The organism is Streptomyces coryli, from assembly GCF_011044975.1.
GTDB lineage: Bacteria > Actinomycetota > Actinomycetes > Streptomycetales > Streptomycetaceae > Streptomyces > Streptomyces coryli.
In genome coordinates this window covers 1-14,475 of sequence record NZ_JAAKZV010000216.1, presented here as the reverse complement: position 1 = coordinate 14,475, position 14,475 = coordinate 1, and the positions used below count along the sequence as shown (strand labels likewise).

The window sequence follows — 14,475 nt, the reverse complement described above, 5'->3', positions numbered from 1 at the left end:
ACGACGAACTCGATGAGGCGAAGGACGGCGAGGTCGCGTGGACGGCGGATCTGAAGCCCCGTGCGACGGCGGAGTTCACCGTCCGTATGCGCGCCGAGGACCTGCCGAAGGGCATGTCCCGCCTCCCGACGCTGGCTTGCGCGTACACCTCGAAGGCGGACGGCCCGGTGGCCTGCGCCCCGGACGTGGACACCCTGGCGGCAGCACCACGAAAGCCGTCCGGCGTGATGGAAGCCGTCTCGTCGGCCGGCCCGCTGGCGTACACAACGGGAGCAGCAGCCCTGCTCCTGGCCGGAGGGGCAGCCTTCTTCGCCCTACGCCGACGCAATACGGCTCCCGCCGGCTGACCGGTCCCACCCCCCAAGTCGATCCATCCCTCCGGGAGGAGGGCCGAGTGGAGCGACGCAGCCGAAAAAGTCTTAGCGAAGCGGGCTTTTTCGGTTGTGTCGCGGAACTCGGCCCGGCCCACCCACTAACAAGCCCGTCCGGCGCTTGAGGACTCCGTGGCGAAGCCACAGGATTCCGCGGCGCCAAGCACCGCGAAGAATCGCTTGCGCCAATCGGCTGCCCAAGCACCCCACCGGCGCCTGTCGAACCGCAGCCCGGCCAGCGCGAGCGTTAGCGTCGCGCCGTGTTCAAGGGAATCGCCGTCACCGCCGCGGTCGCCGCCGCGCTTCTGCCCGCCACCGCACAGGCCGTGCCGACGCCCCCGATCGCGCCGCCGCTCGCAGCGCGCCTCGCGGCAGCGCAGCCCCCGGCGGCCCAGCCGCCCGCCATCCTCGCCGGCAGCGCCGGCACCGCCGACCGTACCCGCGCCTTCTGGACCGCGGAGCGGATGCGTGCCGCCGACGCCGCCGTCGCGCAGCCCGGCCCTGCGTCCGGGAAGCCGTGGCGCGGCAGCGCGGCCAAGGTGAAGCACATCGGGCGGCTGTTCATGCTGGCGCGGAACGGGAAGTTCGGGACCTGCACCGCCGCCGTCGTCGACGCTCCCCGGCGCAACGTCCTGGCCACCGCCGCGCACTGCGTCTACAACCACGCCGAAGGCGGCTGGATGGAGCGTGTGCTCTTCGTGCCGGGCTACCGCGACGGCGCGGCACCGTACGGCAGCTACCCCGTCGAATCCGCCGCCGTCGCGCCCGAGTGGACCCTGGACCACGCGCACGACGCCGACTACACCTTCCTCACCGTCCACGACGACGGCACCGGACGCCGCGTCCAGGACGTCACCGGCGGCGCCGAGCCGGTGTTCAAGCGGGCCGCGGGCGGGCGGTCCATCTTCGGCTATCCGGTCGAGCTGCCGTACGACGGCGCCCGGCTGCAGTACTGCACCGGCCGCCCGCGCATCCTCACCGACCCGCTGCTCGACGGCGGCGAGGAGATCCGCCCCTGCCGGCTGACCCAGGGCGCCAGCGGCGGCCCGTGGTACGACCCGCGCGGCCGGCAGACCGGGGTGTCCAGCGGGCGGCCGGTGGTCGAGGACCCCGAGCGCAAGGGCGTGGTGCTCGACGACGGCGCCGACGTGCTGTGGTCGGCGACCTTCGACAAGCGGGCGAAGGGGCTTTACGAGGACCAGGCGCCGGATCAGTCGAAGGCGAAGACCAGCATGGTGAAGGCGAAGAACAGCCCCGTCAGGATCGGCCAGTAGAGCAGCCGCGGCAGCAGGTTGTCGCGCCACTCCAGCGGCGGGACGCGGGTGTCGGAGCCCAGCAGGATGGCGTTCGCGAAGATGCCGGTGATGAGGATGTACTGCGCGATTGCGAAGTACTCCAGATACGTCATCGACGTATCGCCGGTGATCTCCCGCACGTCGGTCTGGTCCACCACGATCACCAGCAGCAGCGACACCGCGAAGGAGATCGCGGTCCACGTCGAGAAGCCGAAGCGCGGGTGCTTCTTGGCGTCCCTCGTGTGCACGAAGAGCGCCATGAACATCACCACGGCGATGAAGGTCGACTGCAGCAGCTTGCCGATCAGCGGGCCCTTGTAGAGCCGGGATACGCCGATGTTGTAGTACAGCTCGGTCGCGCCGGACGATCCGCCGGGGCGGTAATCGGCGCCGCCGAAGGTGATGTTGTAGTTGTGCCGCGCGTAGCTGAAGGCCGTGTAGTACGGGGACCAGCCCGCCGACACGATGTCCTCGTCCAGGCCGTACTTGGCGTGCGGCTTCCACGGCGGATAGCCGGCCAGGTCGGGCACCAGCACCTCGCGCTCGAAGGCGGAGGTGGTCCACATCCGCAGCCAGACATTCTGCTTGTCCAGCGGATAGCGGTGGTAGTCGAAGCGCTGGCGCAGGGTGAGGTTGAAGTGCCAGCCCTTGGTGAGGCGGCCGTCGGCGCGGCGGAAGGAGTACACCTCCTTGCCCGCGTAGCCGTCCGGCGCCTCCGGGAAGGCCACGCCCTGGCTGGTCCTCGGGACGCTTTCGTCGTAGTGCTGCCATACGTACCCGTTGACCTGCACCTCTTCCGGGCCGGTCAGCTTCACGCCCTGGATGAAGACGCCGGTCGGGATCTTCCGTACCGGCTTGGGGCCGAGCTCCTCGCGCACGTACCGGTCGGCGTCGGCGGGCTTCATCAGCGGGGCGCCGACGATGGTGTCGGTGCGGTCGTCGCCGGAGACCAGCTGCCACACCGTCCCGGTGCCGAGCGCGAAGACCACGGCGGCGACCGCCGACATCAGCCAGCACCGCTTCGCCGTGCCCAGCTGCGGCCGGATCAGCACGGCCGCGCCGCCGAGCGCCGCGAGCACGGCGGCGAGCAGGGCGGGGGCCCAGCCCGCGCGCTGGGTGTGCAGCGCTTCGGCCTGCTCCTGGGCGTGGTAGCGGTACGCGAGGGCGGCGGTCGCGAGGGCGGACAGCCCGAAGACGATCCGGATCCACCACTCGATCCGCCACCCCCGGCCGCCGGCGCCTTCGGGGGCGGACATCCCTTACACGGCCGGCGGGGGCGGCGCGGGCCAGGGGAGGGGCATCAGCGGGAAGACCGACTTGCCCACGGCGTAAAGGATGTCGGCGGTGAACTTGCCGAGGGTGAGTAGCAGATGGCCCGCCCGGGCGGCCGCGTTGGCGTACTGGCCCGCGGCCACGTACGCCGTGATCGCCGCCATGTCCGCGGCCACCCGCTTCGCGGACTGCCGCGGGTCGGCGCCCGGCACCGGCAGCAGCTGCCGCTCGTCGGCCCGGCCGCGGACCGGCGGCAGGAGCTGCGACGGGACCGCGCCGAGGGACGGGGCGCCCTGGGAGGGGACCGCGCCGAGCGTCTCCTGCAGGGAGGCGTTCGCCTTCCGCTCCAGGGGCTTGAGCTCCGCCGCGGTCGGCCGCTCCGTGCCGACCACCTTGCCGCCGAAGGCCGTTACGTCGGCGGCGGCGACGGCCATCCGGCCCGTCGCCCGGTACAGCTGCTGCCGCCGCTCGTCCGCGGCGGACGCCTTGGCGTCGGACGCGTCGGCGGGCACCGCATTCGGGGCCAGCGCGAGGACCCCGCAGAGCGCCGCGCACAGCACCCCGCCGAGCGCGGCCTCGACCCGTCTCGGGCGCCTCACGACGTGTGCACTTCGAGCGCCGTACGGACCGCCGACTCCAGGGCGCCCTCGATCCAGGCGGGCTTGAGCGAGGTGTGGCAGCCGGCGAAGTGCAGCGGGCCCACCCGCGTCTGCACGTCGGGGAAGAGCTCGGTGTGCTGGCCGGGGGTGAGGATGGAGGCCTCGCCGTACGCGTACGGGTCGCGCATCCAGGACTGGGTGCGGCCGACGCCGGTGAAGAAGACCTCGACCCGGCGGCCGTAGACCTCCTGCAGCCCGGCCAGCGAGAGCAGATAGCGCTCGTCGTCCGGCAGCGGGTCCCAGCGCAGCGCGTCCTCCATCCAGGTGTACGAGGACAGCACGACGCCGCCCTCGCTGCCGGGGACGGGGTGCGAGGGGTGGTACGTGAAGCGGTTCGGGCTGTCCGTGACGGAGCCGCCGCCGTAAGCCTCCGTCGCCTCCGGCTGGTTGCGGCCCTCCCAGCGGCGGGCGGCGAACGCGGCGCGCTGCTGCTCCGACACCCCGCCGCCGGCCGACGGGTGGGCGCCGAGCAGCTTGCCGGTGTGGCCCTCGATGCCGCCGCGGTACTTGTTGTAGAGACCGGGCTCGATCGCGTCCAGCTCGCGCTTCCAGTCGGCCTCGGTGAACTCCCACCAGCGGCGGGAGAATTCGAGCAGCACCTTCGTCGCGGACGTGTAGTGCAGCTCGATGACGGCGCGCCGCTTGGCGTACGGCAGCCGCGGCCGGAGATGGACGTGCCGCAGGCCGGAGAACGGGATGGTGACGATCGCCTCGTCGGCGGTGAACACCTCCTGCACGGGGGGCCCGTCGCGGCCCTCCGACACGGCGGTGACGACCACGCCGTCGCCGCGGATGGCGTCGCCGTACGAGATCCGGGTCACCCGGCGGTCCAGGTGCACGATGTTCTTGACCCGGTCGTACAGCGCGTCGGTGAGCGTCGAGGTGCCGCCGGTGAACTCCCAGAAGCGCATCCCCGGGCGGATCAGCGTGGTGTCGATCAGCGCGGGCAGGAAGCTGAGCGGGAGCCGGGCGGTGAGGTTCTCCAGGGTGCCGATCAGGTCGATGGTGCGGGTGTCGAGGCCGGCGTTGCGCAGGAAGCTCTCGGTGGACAGGTGCCCGTACTTCTGGATCACCCGGGCCCAGCCCTCGAGCAGTTGCGGCATCGGCTTGTCGACGCGCTTGCCGCCGGGGCCCTTGGTGGAGACCTCGTCGTGTACGGGCGCCAGCGCCTTGGCGAGGATCTCGCCGGCCGGGGTGTCGAGGTACTTCTCCGGGACGCCGAAGGCGGCGTTGATCTCGCGCGGCTTCTTCAGGTACTCCGACTTGCGCATCCGGCGGCCCGCGACGACCAGCCAGGTGTTGTCCGCGGGCTCCGGGTCGGCGTAGGTGGTGTGGTCGGGGCCGATGGCCCAGGGGCGGCCGCCGTCCCTGGCCCGGTGCACGACGGCGGGCGGCGGGTCGAGCGGGTCGCCGCTGCCGGGGCGGATATCGCGCAGGTAGAACGGGCGGCGCTTGACGCCGAGTTTGTCGGCGAGGGCGAGCACCAGCGGGTGCGCGTCGGGCATCCGCATGGCGCCGGCCTCGGCGTACTGCTTCGGGTCGGCGAAGTCGCGGAAGGTCTTCACCCGGCCGCCGACCCGGTTGCCGTTCGCCTCCAGGACGGTGACCTGGTGGCCGGCCTGCTTCAGCAGCAGCGCGGCGGCCAGGCCCGCGGCGCCCGCGCCGATGACGAGGACGCGCTTGCGGGGGACCGTGCGGGTGTGCGGCAGGCCGTCCTTGATGAGGACGTTCAGGTGGCGGCGCTTGATGTCGCTGCCGTCGGCACCGACCTGGAGCACCTCGCGGGCGACGGTGAGACAGGTGTCCCAGTCGGCCTGCTGCGCGGCGGGGACGGCGGCCGGGGCGGCCGGTGCGGCTGCGGCGCCGCCGGTCGTACGGGCGGAGGCGGAGGCGGGCGCGGCGGCCGCGACGGACGCGGCGGCCGCAGCGGTCCCGGTGGCGAAGCCGCGGCGGGTGAGGGCTGACGTATCCACGGACCGGAGAAAAGCGCGTGCCGCGCATCCGGGATAACGGACGCGCGGCATGCGGATAGCGTTCACCCGGGCGCGCGGGTGCCTGCTCGGCCAGCAGGCCTACTGTTATGACCGCACGGGGATCGAGGTCACGAACGGCTTCGACGGGCCCGGGTCGGTGAAGAAGTCATTGCCCTTGTCGTCGACCACGATGAACGCCGGGAAGTCCTCGACCTCGATCTTCCAGACGGCCTCCATGCCCAGCTCCTCGTACTCGAGGACCTCGACCTTCTTGATGCAGTCCTGCGCGAGGCGGGCGGCCGGGCCGCCGATGGAGCCGAGGTAGAAGCCGCCGTGCGCGTCGCAGGCGTCGGTGACCTGCTTCGAGCGGTTGCCCTTGGCGAGCATCACCTTCGAGCCGCCGGCGGCCTGGAACTGCTCCACGTACGCGTCCATGCGGCCGGCCGTGGTCGGGCCGAAGGAGCCGGAGGCGTAGCCCTCGGGGGTCTTGGCGGGGCCCGCGTAGTAGACCGGGTGGTCCTTCAGGTACTGCGGCATGCCCTCGCCCGCGTCGAGCCGCTCCTTGATCTTCGCGTGCGCGATGTCGCGGGCGACGACCAGCGGGCCGGTGAGGGAGAGGCGGGTCTTGACCGGGTACTTGGTGAGCTCGGCGAGGATCTCGTCCATCGGGCGGTTGAGATCGACCTTGACGACGTCCCCTTCCTCCTCCAGGTGCTCGTCGGTCGTGTCCGGGAGGAAGCGCGCCGGGTCGGTCTCCAGCTGCTCCAGAAAGACGCCCTCGGGCGTGATCTTCGCGAGCGCCTGCCGGTCGGCGGAGCAGGATACGGCGATGGCGACCGGGCAGGAGGCGCCATGGCGGGGGAGTCGGACGACGCGGACGTCGTGGCAGAAGTACTTGCCGCCGAACTGCGCGCCGATGCCCAGCTTCTGGGTCAGCTCGAAGACCTTCTCCTCCATCTCCTTGTCCCGGAAGCCGTGGCCGTCGACCGAGCCCTCGTCGGGCAGCTCGTCGAGGTAGTGCGCGGAGGCGTACTTCGCGGTCTTCAGGGCGTATTCGGCGCTGGTGCCGCCGACGACGATCGCCAGGTGGTACGGCGGGCAGGCGGCCGTGCCCAGCGAACGGATCTTCTCCTCCAGGAACTTCATCATGGAGGCCTCGTTCAGCACCGCCTTCGTCTCCTGGTAGAGGAACGACTTATTGGCGGAGCCGCCGCCCTTGGCCATGAACAGGAACTTGTACGCGCCGCCGTCGGTGGCGTACAGCTCGATCTGGGCCGGGAGGTTGGAGCCGGTGTTCTTCTCCTCCCACATGGTCAGCGGGGCCATCTGGGAGTAGCGCAGGTTGAGGTTCTGGTACGCGTCGTAGATGCCCTGGGAGAGGGCCGACTCGTCGCCGCCTTCGGTCAGGACGTGCTGGCCGCGCTTGCCCATCACGATCGCGGTGCCGGTGTCCTGGCACATCGGGAGCACGCCCGCGGCGGCGATGTTGGCGTTCTTCAGCAGGTCCAGCGCCACGAACTTGTCGTTCGCGGAGGCCTCCGGGTCGTCGCAGATGCGGCGCAGCTGGGCCAGGTGGGCCGGGCGCAGGTAGTGCTGGATGTCGTGGATCGCCTCGGTGGCGAGCTTGCGCAGCGCCTCCGGCTGGACCTTGAGGAAGGTGCGCCCGTCGGCCTCGAAGGTCGACACGCCCTCGGAGGTCACCAGCCGGTAATCGGTCCGGTCCTCGCCGAGGGGGAGCAGGTCGGTGTAACTGAACTCGGGCATCTCGGTCCTCATCGGGTACGCAGGCGGCGGCGACTGGCGTATCCAGGGTAGAGCGGTGTGGCGACGGTGCCGCTGTGAGGTTGGGCGCAGCGGGATTCAGCCGGGATTCCGGCGGGCGCTTTCGCGATGTATCGCGTTTGGGTACGCTACTGGCGTGGATGAGACCTCGCTCGAGAAGCAGCCCGCGCAACCCGTAGCCGACCTGGAGAAGCACCGGCCGGCCGCCGAGGCCGAGCTGCGCGCCTCCGACAAGGACCGCGACCGCGTCGCCGAGATCCTGCGCGAGGCGCTCGCCGAGGGCCGTCTCGATGCCGAGGAGCACTCCGAGCGGATCGACCGCGTCTATGCCGCGAAGACCCACGGCGAGCTGGAGCCGCTGGTCCGCGACCTTCCGGCGGTGGGGGCGCGGCCGGCGTCCGAGCCCGCGCCCGCCGCGTACACCGGTGCGCCGCACTCGGCGGTGCCGCCCGAGGCGACCAACCTGGTCGCGATCTTCAGCGGCGCCAGCCGCAAGGGCCGCTGGCGGGCGGGGTCGCGGATCAACGCCTTCGCCCTCTTCGGCGGAGTGGAGATCGATCTCACCGAGGCGTATTTCGAGCATCCCGAGATCGTCATCAAGGCGGTCGCGGTCTTCGGCGGCGTCGACATCCGGGTCCCCGAGAACGTCACCCTGCGCAGTACCGGATCCGGCATCTTCGGCGGCTTCGACGTGCGCAGCAACGAGTCCCCCGACCCGGGCGCCCCGGTGGTGGTGATCAGCGGCTTCGCCTGCTTCGGCGGCGTGGACGCCAAGCCCAAGCGGGGCAAGCTGATCAAGGACCTGAAGCAGCAGCTCCGCAAGCACCTGGGGTACTGAACGGCCGCTTCCGGCGCGGTGGATGCGGGTCGCATCATGCCCTTCACGGCGTGAATAGGGGCACGCACAGCGGGTAGGACCATGGGCACGTTCCCGTACGCAAGCTGCCTGGATCGCCAACGCTGTCGTCAGGAGTGATCGTGCTTCAACTCCCGCATCACCAGCCGCTGCAGGACGCCGTCGTTCCCGGGCAGCGTGCCCGCTCGCGCGCCGACGACGGCCCCTGGCACGCGGAGGCGGTCTGCCGCCGCGATGAGGCGGGGCTCTTCTTCGCCCCCTCCAAGGAGCCCACCGCCGACCGGCTGGCCCGGGAGGCCGCCGCGAAGCGGCTGTGCGGCCGCTGTCCGGTCATGGTCGAGTGCCGCGAGCACGCGCTGGTGCAGCCGGAGCCGTACGGCGTGTGGGGCGGGCTCACCGCGGCCGAGCGCCGCGTGGTGATCGCCCGCAGGCGGCGGCGGGAGGCGGAGCTGCGGCAGTCCCGGCAGATCGCACAGGCCGGTTAGCAGATGTGAACGAGGCCGGGCCCCGCGATGGCGCGGGGCCCGGCCTCGGTTTGCCTCGGGTGCCTACTTCGCCCGGTCGAAGTCGACCGCGCTGTACGCGCGCAGCTTCGACAGCCGGTGCTCGGACTCGATCTGCCGGATGGTGCCGCTGCGCGAGCGCATCACCAGGGACTGGGTGAAGGCGCGGTCGGCGTTGTAGCGGACGCCGCGGAGCAGGTCGCCGTCGGTGATGCCGGTGGCGACGAAGAAGACGTTCTCGCCGGAGACCAGGTCGTCGGTCATCAGCACCTGGTCCAGGTCGTAGCCGGCGTCCAGCGCGCGGCGCTTCTCGGCCTCGTCCTTCGGCCAGAGCTTGCCCTGGAACGTACCGCCGATGCACTTGATCGCGCAGGCCGCGATGATGCCCTCCGGGGTGCCGCCGACGCCCAGCATCAGATCGACACCGGTCCCCTCGCGCACCGCCATGATCGCGCCGGCCACATCGCCGTCGGAGATGAACTTGATCCGGGCACCCGCCTCGCGGATCTCCTTCACGATGCCGTCGTGGCGGGGGCGGTCGAGGACGACGACCGTGACGTCGCCCGGGGTGCAGCCCTTGGCCTTGGCGATACGGCGGATGTTCACGGCCGGCGGGGCGGTGATGTCCATGTACTCGGCGGCGTCCGGGCCCGCGGCGAGCTTGTCCATGTAGAAGACCGCCGACGGGTCGAACATGGTGCCGCGCTCGGCGACCGCCAGCACGGAGACCGCGTTGCCCATGCCCTTGGCGGTGAGCGTGGTGCCGTCCACCGGGTCCACCGCCACATCGCACTCGGCGCCGGTGCCGTCGCCGACCCGCTCGCCGTTGTAGAGCATCGGGGCCTCGTCCTTCTCGCCCTCACCGATGACGACGACGCCGTTCATCGACACGGTGTGGACGAGGGTGCGCATGGCCTTGACGGCGGCTCCGTCGGCGCCGTTCTTGTCGCCGCGGCCGACCCAGCGGCCGGCCGCCATGGCGGCCGCCTCGGTGACCCGTACGAGCTCCAGGGCGAGGTTTCTGTCCGGGGCCTCCGGGCCCACCTCCAGCTGCGAGGGGAGGTGGTGCGCGACCGGCGGGACCTGCTCGGTCTGGCTCTTCGCGGGCTGTGTCGTCTCAGGCATTGCAGGAACCTTTCTAGTTCGGCTCCGAGGGGACGGCCGGAGGCGAGGGTGCGTAGGGCCTGTCCGGAGTCTCCCGTCTGCGCCCCGACGCCCGGCACGCACGCTCACCGCACGGCGCCCCAGGCCAGGTGGCTCCGCCACATGACCCGCGACGCCGCACGCCGAGCGCACGCACCGGACGCCGCTGCGCCGCGCTTCGCGCGACGACGGGAGACTCCGGACACGCCCTTCGACTTTATCGGCTTATTGCCAGTATGAGCAGACCGGGTCACGGATGAGCACTCGAGCGGAGCGCCCGGGCGACCCCCTGGCGGGGACGCGGCTGCGCATGGGGGACGATGGTGCCGTGGCAAGTGAACGCGCGCGTAAACAGACGGTTCGGAATCTGCTGCTGTCGCTGGCGGTGAGCTGCCTCGTCGCGTTCGGCTTCTATCTGCTGCTGGTGCCCAAGGGTGACGGCAGGAGCGCCGGCGACGCGGTGGCGACGCAGTCGTACAGCCAGGAGCTGGGCCAGGCCCGGCGGGTCTCGCCGTACGCGGTGGCCGCGCCCGAGGGGCTGAGCAGGGACTGGCGCGCGACCTCGGTCACGTTCCGTAAGCAGGGGGATTTCGGTACCACCTGGCACCTCGGCTTCCTCACCCCCGACGAGGAGTACGTCGGCGTGGAGCAGGCGAGCGAGAAGCCGGTGCCGTTCATCGAGGACGTCACCCACGGTGCGCGCGAGACGGACCGCGCGGCCGAGCGGCTCGGCGAGCGGGAGTGGAAGGTCTACGACGGTCCTGAGCGGGACGGGCTGGTGAGCCAGGAGGACGGCGTCACCACGGTCGTTACGGGCACGGCGCCGATGCGGGACCTCAAGACGATGGCCGCCGCGATCACCTTGCGGTGAGCTGGGCGCGAGCTTTCCTGCGCTGCGCGCGGAAGTCCTCAAGCGCCGGACCGGCTTGATCGTGCGTGGGCCGGGGCCGGAGTTCCGCGACACCACCGAAAAAGCCCGCTTCGCTAAGACTTTTTCGGCGGCGTCGCTCCACTCCGGCCCCTCCTCGCGTGGGCGGGTTGCCTCAGACGGTCTGGTAGACGTCCTCGAACGACATCCGCGGCGAGCGCGGGCGGTAGGCGTCCTCGGCCGGGTGGCCGATGTTGACGATCGCGATCGGGCGGTGGTCGGCGTCGAGGAACTCCTTCTGCACGCCGTCCGCGTCGTACCCCGTCATCGGGCCCGCGGCCAGGCCGGCGGCGCGTACGCCGATGAGGAAGTACGCGGCCTGCAGGGTGCCGTTCAGGGTGGCGGAGGCCTCGCGGACCGGGCGCTCGCTGAAGAACATGTCCTTGACCTGCGGGACCGCGGGGAACTGAGCGGGCAGCTCCTCGTGGAACTCGTAGTCGGCGGCGAGGATCGCGATGACCGGGGCGGACACGGTCTTGGCGCGGTTGCCGTCGGCCATCAGCGGGGCCAGGCGCTCGCGGGCCTCGGGGGAGCGGACCAGGACGACGCGCAGCGGCTGCTGATTGAAGGCGGTCGGGGCCCACTTCACCAGGTCGTGGATCGCCTGTATCTGCTCGTCGGTGACCGGCTCGTCGGTGAAGGAGTTGGCGGTGCGCGCCTCGCGGAAGAGGAGGTCCTGGGCGGCGGGGTCGAGGGCGAGAGGGCTCATGGTGCGGTGCTGCCTTCATAAACGGATGGCTGGTACATCCATAAGGCTAGGCGATGAGTAGATGAAGACTCAACCAAAGCCCGGTGACGGTGGCTGACCTCACACGTCCTCGTCTTCGTCCGTTTCGTCCGCCTCCTCGTCCTCCTCGTCGTCCTCGAGCTCCTCGTCGTCCGCCGCCAGCGCCGCGTCCAGGCGCTCGCGCGCGCCCTCCAGCCACTGCCGGCAGATCTTCGCCAGCTCCTCGCCCCGCTCCCACAGATCGAGGGACTCCTCCAGCGTCGAGCCGCCCGCCTCCAGCCGGCGCACGACCTGGATCAGCTCGTCCCGCGCCTGCTCATAGCCGAGGGTGCTCTGCGTTTCTGCCATGCCGCCCACCCTACGAGTCGTCTGAGACAGTCACGCCGAAGTCGCCCCCGGCCACCCGCGCGCGCAGCTCCTCGCCGGCCGCGACCTCGTCCGGCGCCCGTACCGCCGAGCCGTCGGCGCGCTGCAGCACGGCGTAACCGCGCTTGAGGGTGGCGGCCGGGGAGAGGGCGACGACGCGGGCGCGGGTGTGCGTGAGGTCGGCGTCGGCGCGGTCCAGGAGGTGGCCGAGATGGCGGCGGCTGCGGTCCAGCAGGGCCGCGACCTCCTCCTCGCGGTCCTCGACGATCCACTGCGGGTCCGCCATGGAGGGGCGGCTCATCCAGTCCTCGAGGCCGTCGAATTCGCGGTCCAGGCGCGTGGTGACCACCCGCAGCGCGCGGTCGCGGAGCTGCTGTATGCGCTGGTGCTCCTCGCCGACGTCCGGGACCGCGTCCTTCGCGGCATGCGTGGGCGTGCGGGAGCGGAGGTCGGCGACGTAATCGAGCAGCGGATTGTCCGGCTCGTGGCCGATCGCCGAGATCAGCGGCGTACGGCAGGCGGCCACGGCGCGGATGAGCTGCTCGTCCGAGAAGGGCAGCAGATCCTCGACGCTGCCGCCGCCGCGGGCGACGATGATCACGTCGACGTCCGGGTGGCCGTCGAGGTCCTGCACCGCCTTGACCACCTGCGTCACCGCATGCACGCCCTGCACCGGGACCGGACGGACCTCGAAGCGGACGGCGGGCCAGCGGTGCTTCGCGGTCTCTATGACATCCCGCTCGGCGGCCGAGGCGCGGCCGGTGACCAGGCCGATGAGGCGGGGGAGGAAGGGGATCGGCTTCTTCCTGGACGGCTCGAAGAGGCCCTCCGCCGTCAGCGCCTTCTTCAGCTGCTCCAGCCGTACGAGCAGCTCGCCGACGCCGACCGGGCGGATCTCGGCGGCGCGCAGCGAGAGGCGGCCGCCCGGCGCGTACCAGACCGGCTTGGCGAAGACGACGACCCGGGAGCCCTCCCGTACGAGATCGGAGACCTGGTCGTACACCTGCCGGTAGCAGGTCACCGACAGCGACATGTCATGCGAGGGGTCGCGGAGCGTCATGAAGACCACGCCCGCGCCCGGGCGCGGCGACAGCTGGGTGATCTGCCCCTCCACCCAGATCGCGCCGAGCCGGTCGATCCAGCCGCCGATCTTCCGGGACACCTCGCCGACCGGCATCGGGGTCTCGGGCGTGTTCAGAGCCATGGGCAGTAAGGCTAGTCCCCGGGGCCGACACTCCCGTTCACTCCGCGGCGGCCGCGCTGCCACGCCAGCACGGCCAGCCCCACCACCAGCCAGCAGGCGCCCACCACGCGGGCCTCGAAGGCGGCCTTCACGATCACCGCGCAGCAGATGAGGATGCCGAGGACCGGGATCAGCACATGCTTGACCGGGTGCGGCCGCGGCGCGTCGGGGGAGCGCTCGGCATCACGGCGGCCGTAGAAGTACGCGATCACGGAGGCGTGCAGCAGCGCGAACGCGGTCAGCGCCCCGATGTCCACCACCGTCACCAGCCGGGACAGTCCGTCGCCCGCCCGCGACGCCCAGATCGCCGCGACCGCGGCCAGCACCGCCGAGGCGGCCAGCGCCCGGCGCGGCGCGCCGGACCGGGCGTCCACCCGCGAGAGCGCGGTGGGCAGCCGCCGCTCCCTGGCCATCGCGAACAGCAGCCGCGCGGCCGCCGCCTGCGCGGCCAGCGCGGCGAAGGCGGCGCCGATCGCCTTGCTGACCGCGACGAGATTGCTCAGCCACCCGCCGACGCCGGCCTCGGCGATGTCGTAGAAGGCGGTGTCCTGCCGCTCCGGATGTGCCCGCAGCTCGTCCGTCTCGTACGGGGAGATGAGCGCGGCGAGATAGGTCTGCAGCACGAACAGCAGCCCGGTCATCACCAGACACACCAGCAGCGCCCGCGCCACCCGCCGGGACCCGCCGCGGGCCTCCTCGGCGAAGCCCGCGATGGCGTCGAAACCGAGATACGACAGCAGCGCCACCGACACCCCGGTCAGCACCGCCCCGATCTCGAAGCCGCTGCCGCCGCCGAGGGGTTCGAGCAGCCCGCGCTGCGGGCCCTCCCGCGCCAGTACGACCAGCGCGGAGACGACGAAGACGCCGAGCACCAGCACCTCCATCGCCAGGACGGCGAATCCGACCTTGGCGGCGGTGCGGACGCCGGCCATGTTGAGGGTGGTGGTGATCAGCATCGCGGCCGCGGTCCACATCCAGGCGGGGACCGCCGGGACGAGGGCGTGCATGGCGATGCCGGAGAAGAGGTAGGCGACGGCCGGGATGAGCAGGTAGTCGAGCATCACCATCCAGCCGGCGACGAAGCCGGGCCCGGGGCCGAGGCCGGTGCGCGCGTACGCGAAGACCGAACCCGCGGAGGGCGCGACCCGGACCATCTGGGCGTACGAGAAGGCGGTGAAGCCCATCGCGATGGTGGCGGCGATGTACACCAGGGCGACCGAGCCGCCGCTGATCGCGTCCAGCGCGCCGAAGACGCCGACCGGGGCCATCGGGGCGATGAAGAGCATGCCGTAGACGACCAGGTCCCGGAAGGTCAGCTCCCGGTGCAGCCCGCTTTCCTGGGGCGCGCTGGGGGTAC

13 protein-coding genes and 1 pseudogene are annotated in these 14,475 nt (G+C 71.7%); 5 read left to right on the top strand and 9 right to left on the bottom strand.

The genetic code is table 11. From position 1 onward, the window contains the following. Together G5C51_RS32540 and G5C51_RS32535 are read left to right on the top strand one after the other, a co-directional pair. Positions 1 to 347 (top strand): annotated as a pseudogene (locus tag G5C51_RS32540) (hypothetical protein); the annotation flags it as partial. Between the two features lie 284 nt (positions 348 to 631). Further along, positions 632 to 1,645, top strand: coding sequence for a trypsin-like serine peptidase (locus G5C51_RS32535; protein WP_165242712.1), 1,014 nt, complete (start codon positions 632 to 634; stop codon positions 1,643 to 1,645). Here G5C51_RS32535 and G5C51_RS32530 read toward each other — a convergent pair. The 4 genes from G5C51_RS32530 to G5C51_RS32515 are packed head-to-tail and all read right to left on the bottom strand — an operon-like array spanning position 1,582 to position 7,334. Continuing rightward, positions 1,582 to 2,922 carry a ligand-gated ion channel gene (locus G5C51_RS32530; protein ID WP_165242710.1) on the bottom strand — a complete coding sequence of 447 codons (1,341 nt, stop codon included), beginning with the start codon at positions 2,920 to 2,922 and terminating at the stop codon, positions 1,582 to 1,584. The genes G5C51_RS32535 and G5C51_RS32530 overlap by 64 nt on opposite strands. 3 nt (positions 2,923 to 2,925) lie before the next feature. Then, complete coding sequence (locus tag G5C51_RS32525) at positions 2,926 to 3,537, bottom strand: hypothetical protein (RefSeq protein ID WP_165242708.1); 612 nt, start codon at positions 3,535 to 3,537, stop codon at positions 2,926 to 2,928. After that, the gene (locus tag G5C51_RS32520; protein ID WP_165242706.1) at positions 3,534 to 5,621 is read right to left on the bottom strand and encodes a flavin monoamine oxidase family protein; all 2,088 of its coding nucleotides are present in this window, start codon (positions 5,619 to 5,621) and stop codon (positions 3,534 to 3,536) included. The genes G5C51_RS32525 and G5C51_RS32520 overlap by 4 nt, the downstream gene beginning before the upstream one ends. 54 nt (positions 5,622 to 5,675) lie before the next feature. Further along, complete coding sequence (locus G5C51_RS32515; protein WP_165242704.1) at positions 5,676 to 7,334, bottom strand: fumarate hydratase; 1,659 nt, start codon at positions 7,332 to 7,334, stop codon at positions 5,676 to 5,678. Between the two features lie 154 nt (positions 7,335 to 7,488). Between G5C51_RS32515 and G5C51_RS32510 the strand changes: the two genes are divergently transcribed. Both G5C51_RS32510 and G5C51_RS32505 read left to right on the top strand, forming a co-directional pair. Beyond that, a complete protein-coding gene (locus tag G5C51_RS32510; RefSeq protein ID WP_165242702.1) occupies positions 7,489 to 8,190 on the top strand; it encodes a DUF1707 SHOCT-like domain-containing protein in 702 nt (233 codons plus the stop codon). 140 nt (positions 8,191 to 8,330) lie between these two features. Continuing rightward, complete coding sequence (locus G5C51_RS32505) at positions 8,331 to 8,693, top strand: WhiB family transcriptional regulator (protein ID WP_165242700.1); 363 nt, start codon at positions 8,331 to 8,333, stop codon at positions 8,691 to 8,693. A 63-nt stretch (positions 8,694 to 8,756) separates the two neighbouring features. On the opposite strand, the gene glpX is transcribed toward G5C51_RS32505, so the two are convergent. Then, a complete protein-coding gene (gene glpX, locus G5C51_RS32500; protein WP_165242698.1) occupies positions 8,757 to 9,836 on the bottom strand; it encodes a class II fructose-bisphosphatase in 1,080 nt (359 codons plus the stop codon). 346 nt (positions 9,837 to 10,182) lie between these two features. Here glpX and G5C51_RS32495 point away from each other — a divergent pair, with 346 nt between their 5' ends. Next, positions 10,183 to 10,725, top strand: a complete 543-nt coding sequence (locus G5C51_RS32495) for a DUF4245 domain-containing protein (protein WP_338118384.1) — start codon at positions 10,183 to 10,185, stop codon at positions 10,723 to 10,725. Between the two features lie 172 nt (positions 10,726 to 10,897). On the opposite strand, the gene G5C51_RS32490 is transcribed toward G5C51_RS32495, so the two are convergent. The 4 genes from G5C51_RS32490 to G5C51_RS32475 all read right to left on the bottom strand — a co-directional run. Next, positions 10,898 to 11,491, bottom strand: coding sequence for a malonic semialdehyde reductase (locus G5C51_RS32490; RefSeq protein ID WP_165242696.1), 594 nt, complete (start codon positions 11,489 to 11,491; stop codon positions 10,898 to 10,900). A 99-nt stretch (positions 11,492 to 11,590) separates the two neighbouring features. Continuing rightward, positions 11,591 to 11,857 carry an exodeoxyribonuclease VII small subunit gene (locus G5C51_RS32485; protein ID WP_165242694.1) on the bottom strand — a complete coding sequence of 89 codons (267 nt, stop codon included), beginning with the start codon at positions 11,855 to 11,857 and terminating at the stop codon, positions 11,591 to 11,593. A 10-nt stretch (positions 11,858 to 11,867) separates the two neighbouring features. Further along, positions 11,868 to 13,079 carry an exodeoxyribonuclease VII large subunit gene (xseA, locus tag G5C51_RS32480; protein WP_165242692.1) on the bottom strand — a complete coding sequence of 404 codons (1,212 nt, stop codon included), beginning with the start codon at positions 13,077 to 13,079 and terminating at the stop codon, positions 11,868 to 11,870. Between the two features lie 11 nt (positions 13,080 to 13,090). Then, the coding region (locus G5C51_RS32475; RefSeq protein ID WP_338118383.1) for an APC family permease at positions 13,091 to 14,475 on the bottom strand (1,385 nt) is incomplete at its 5' end.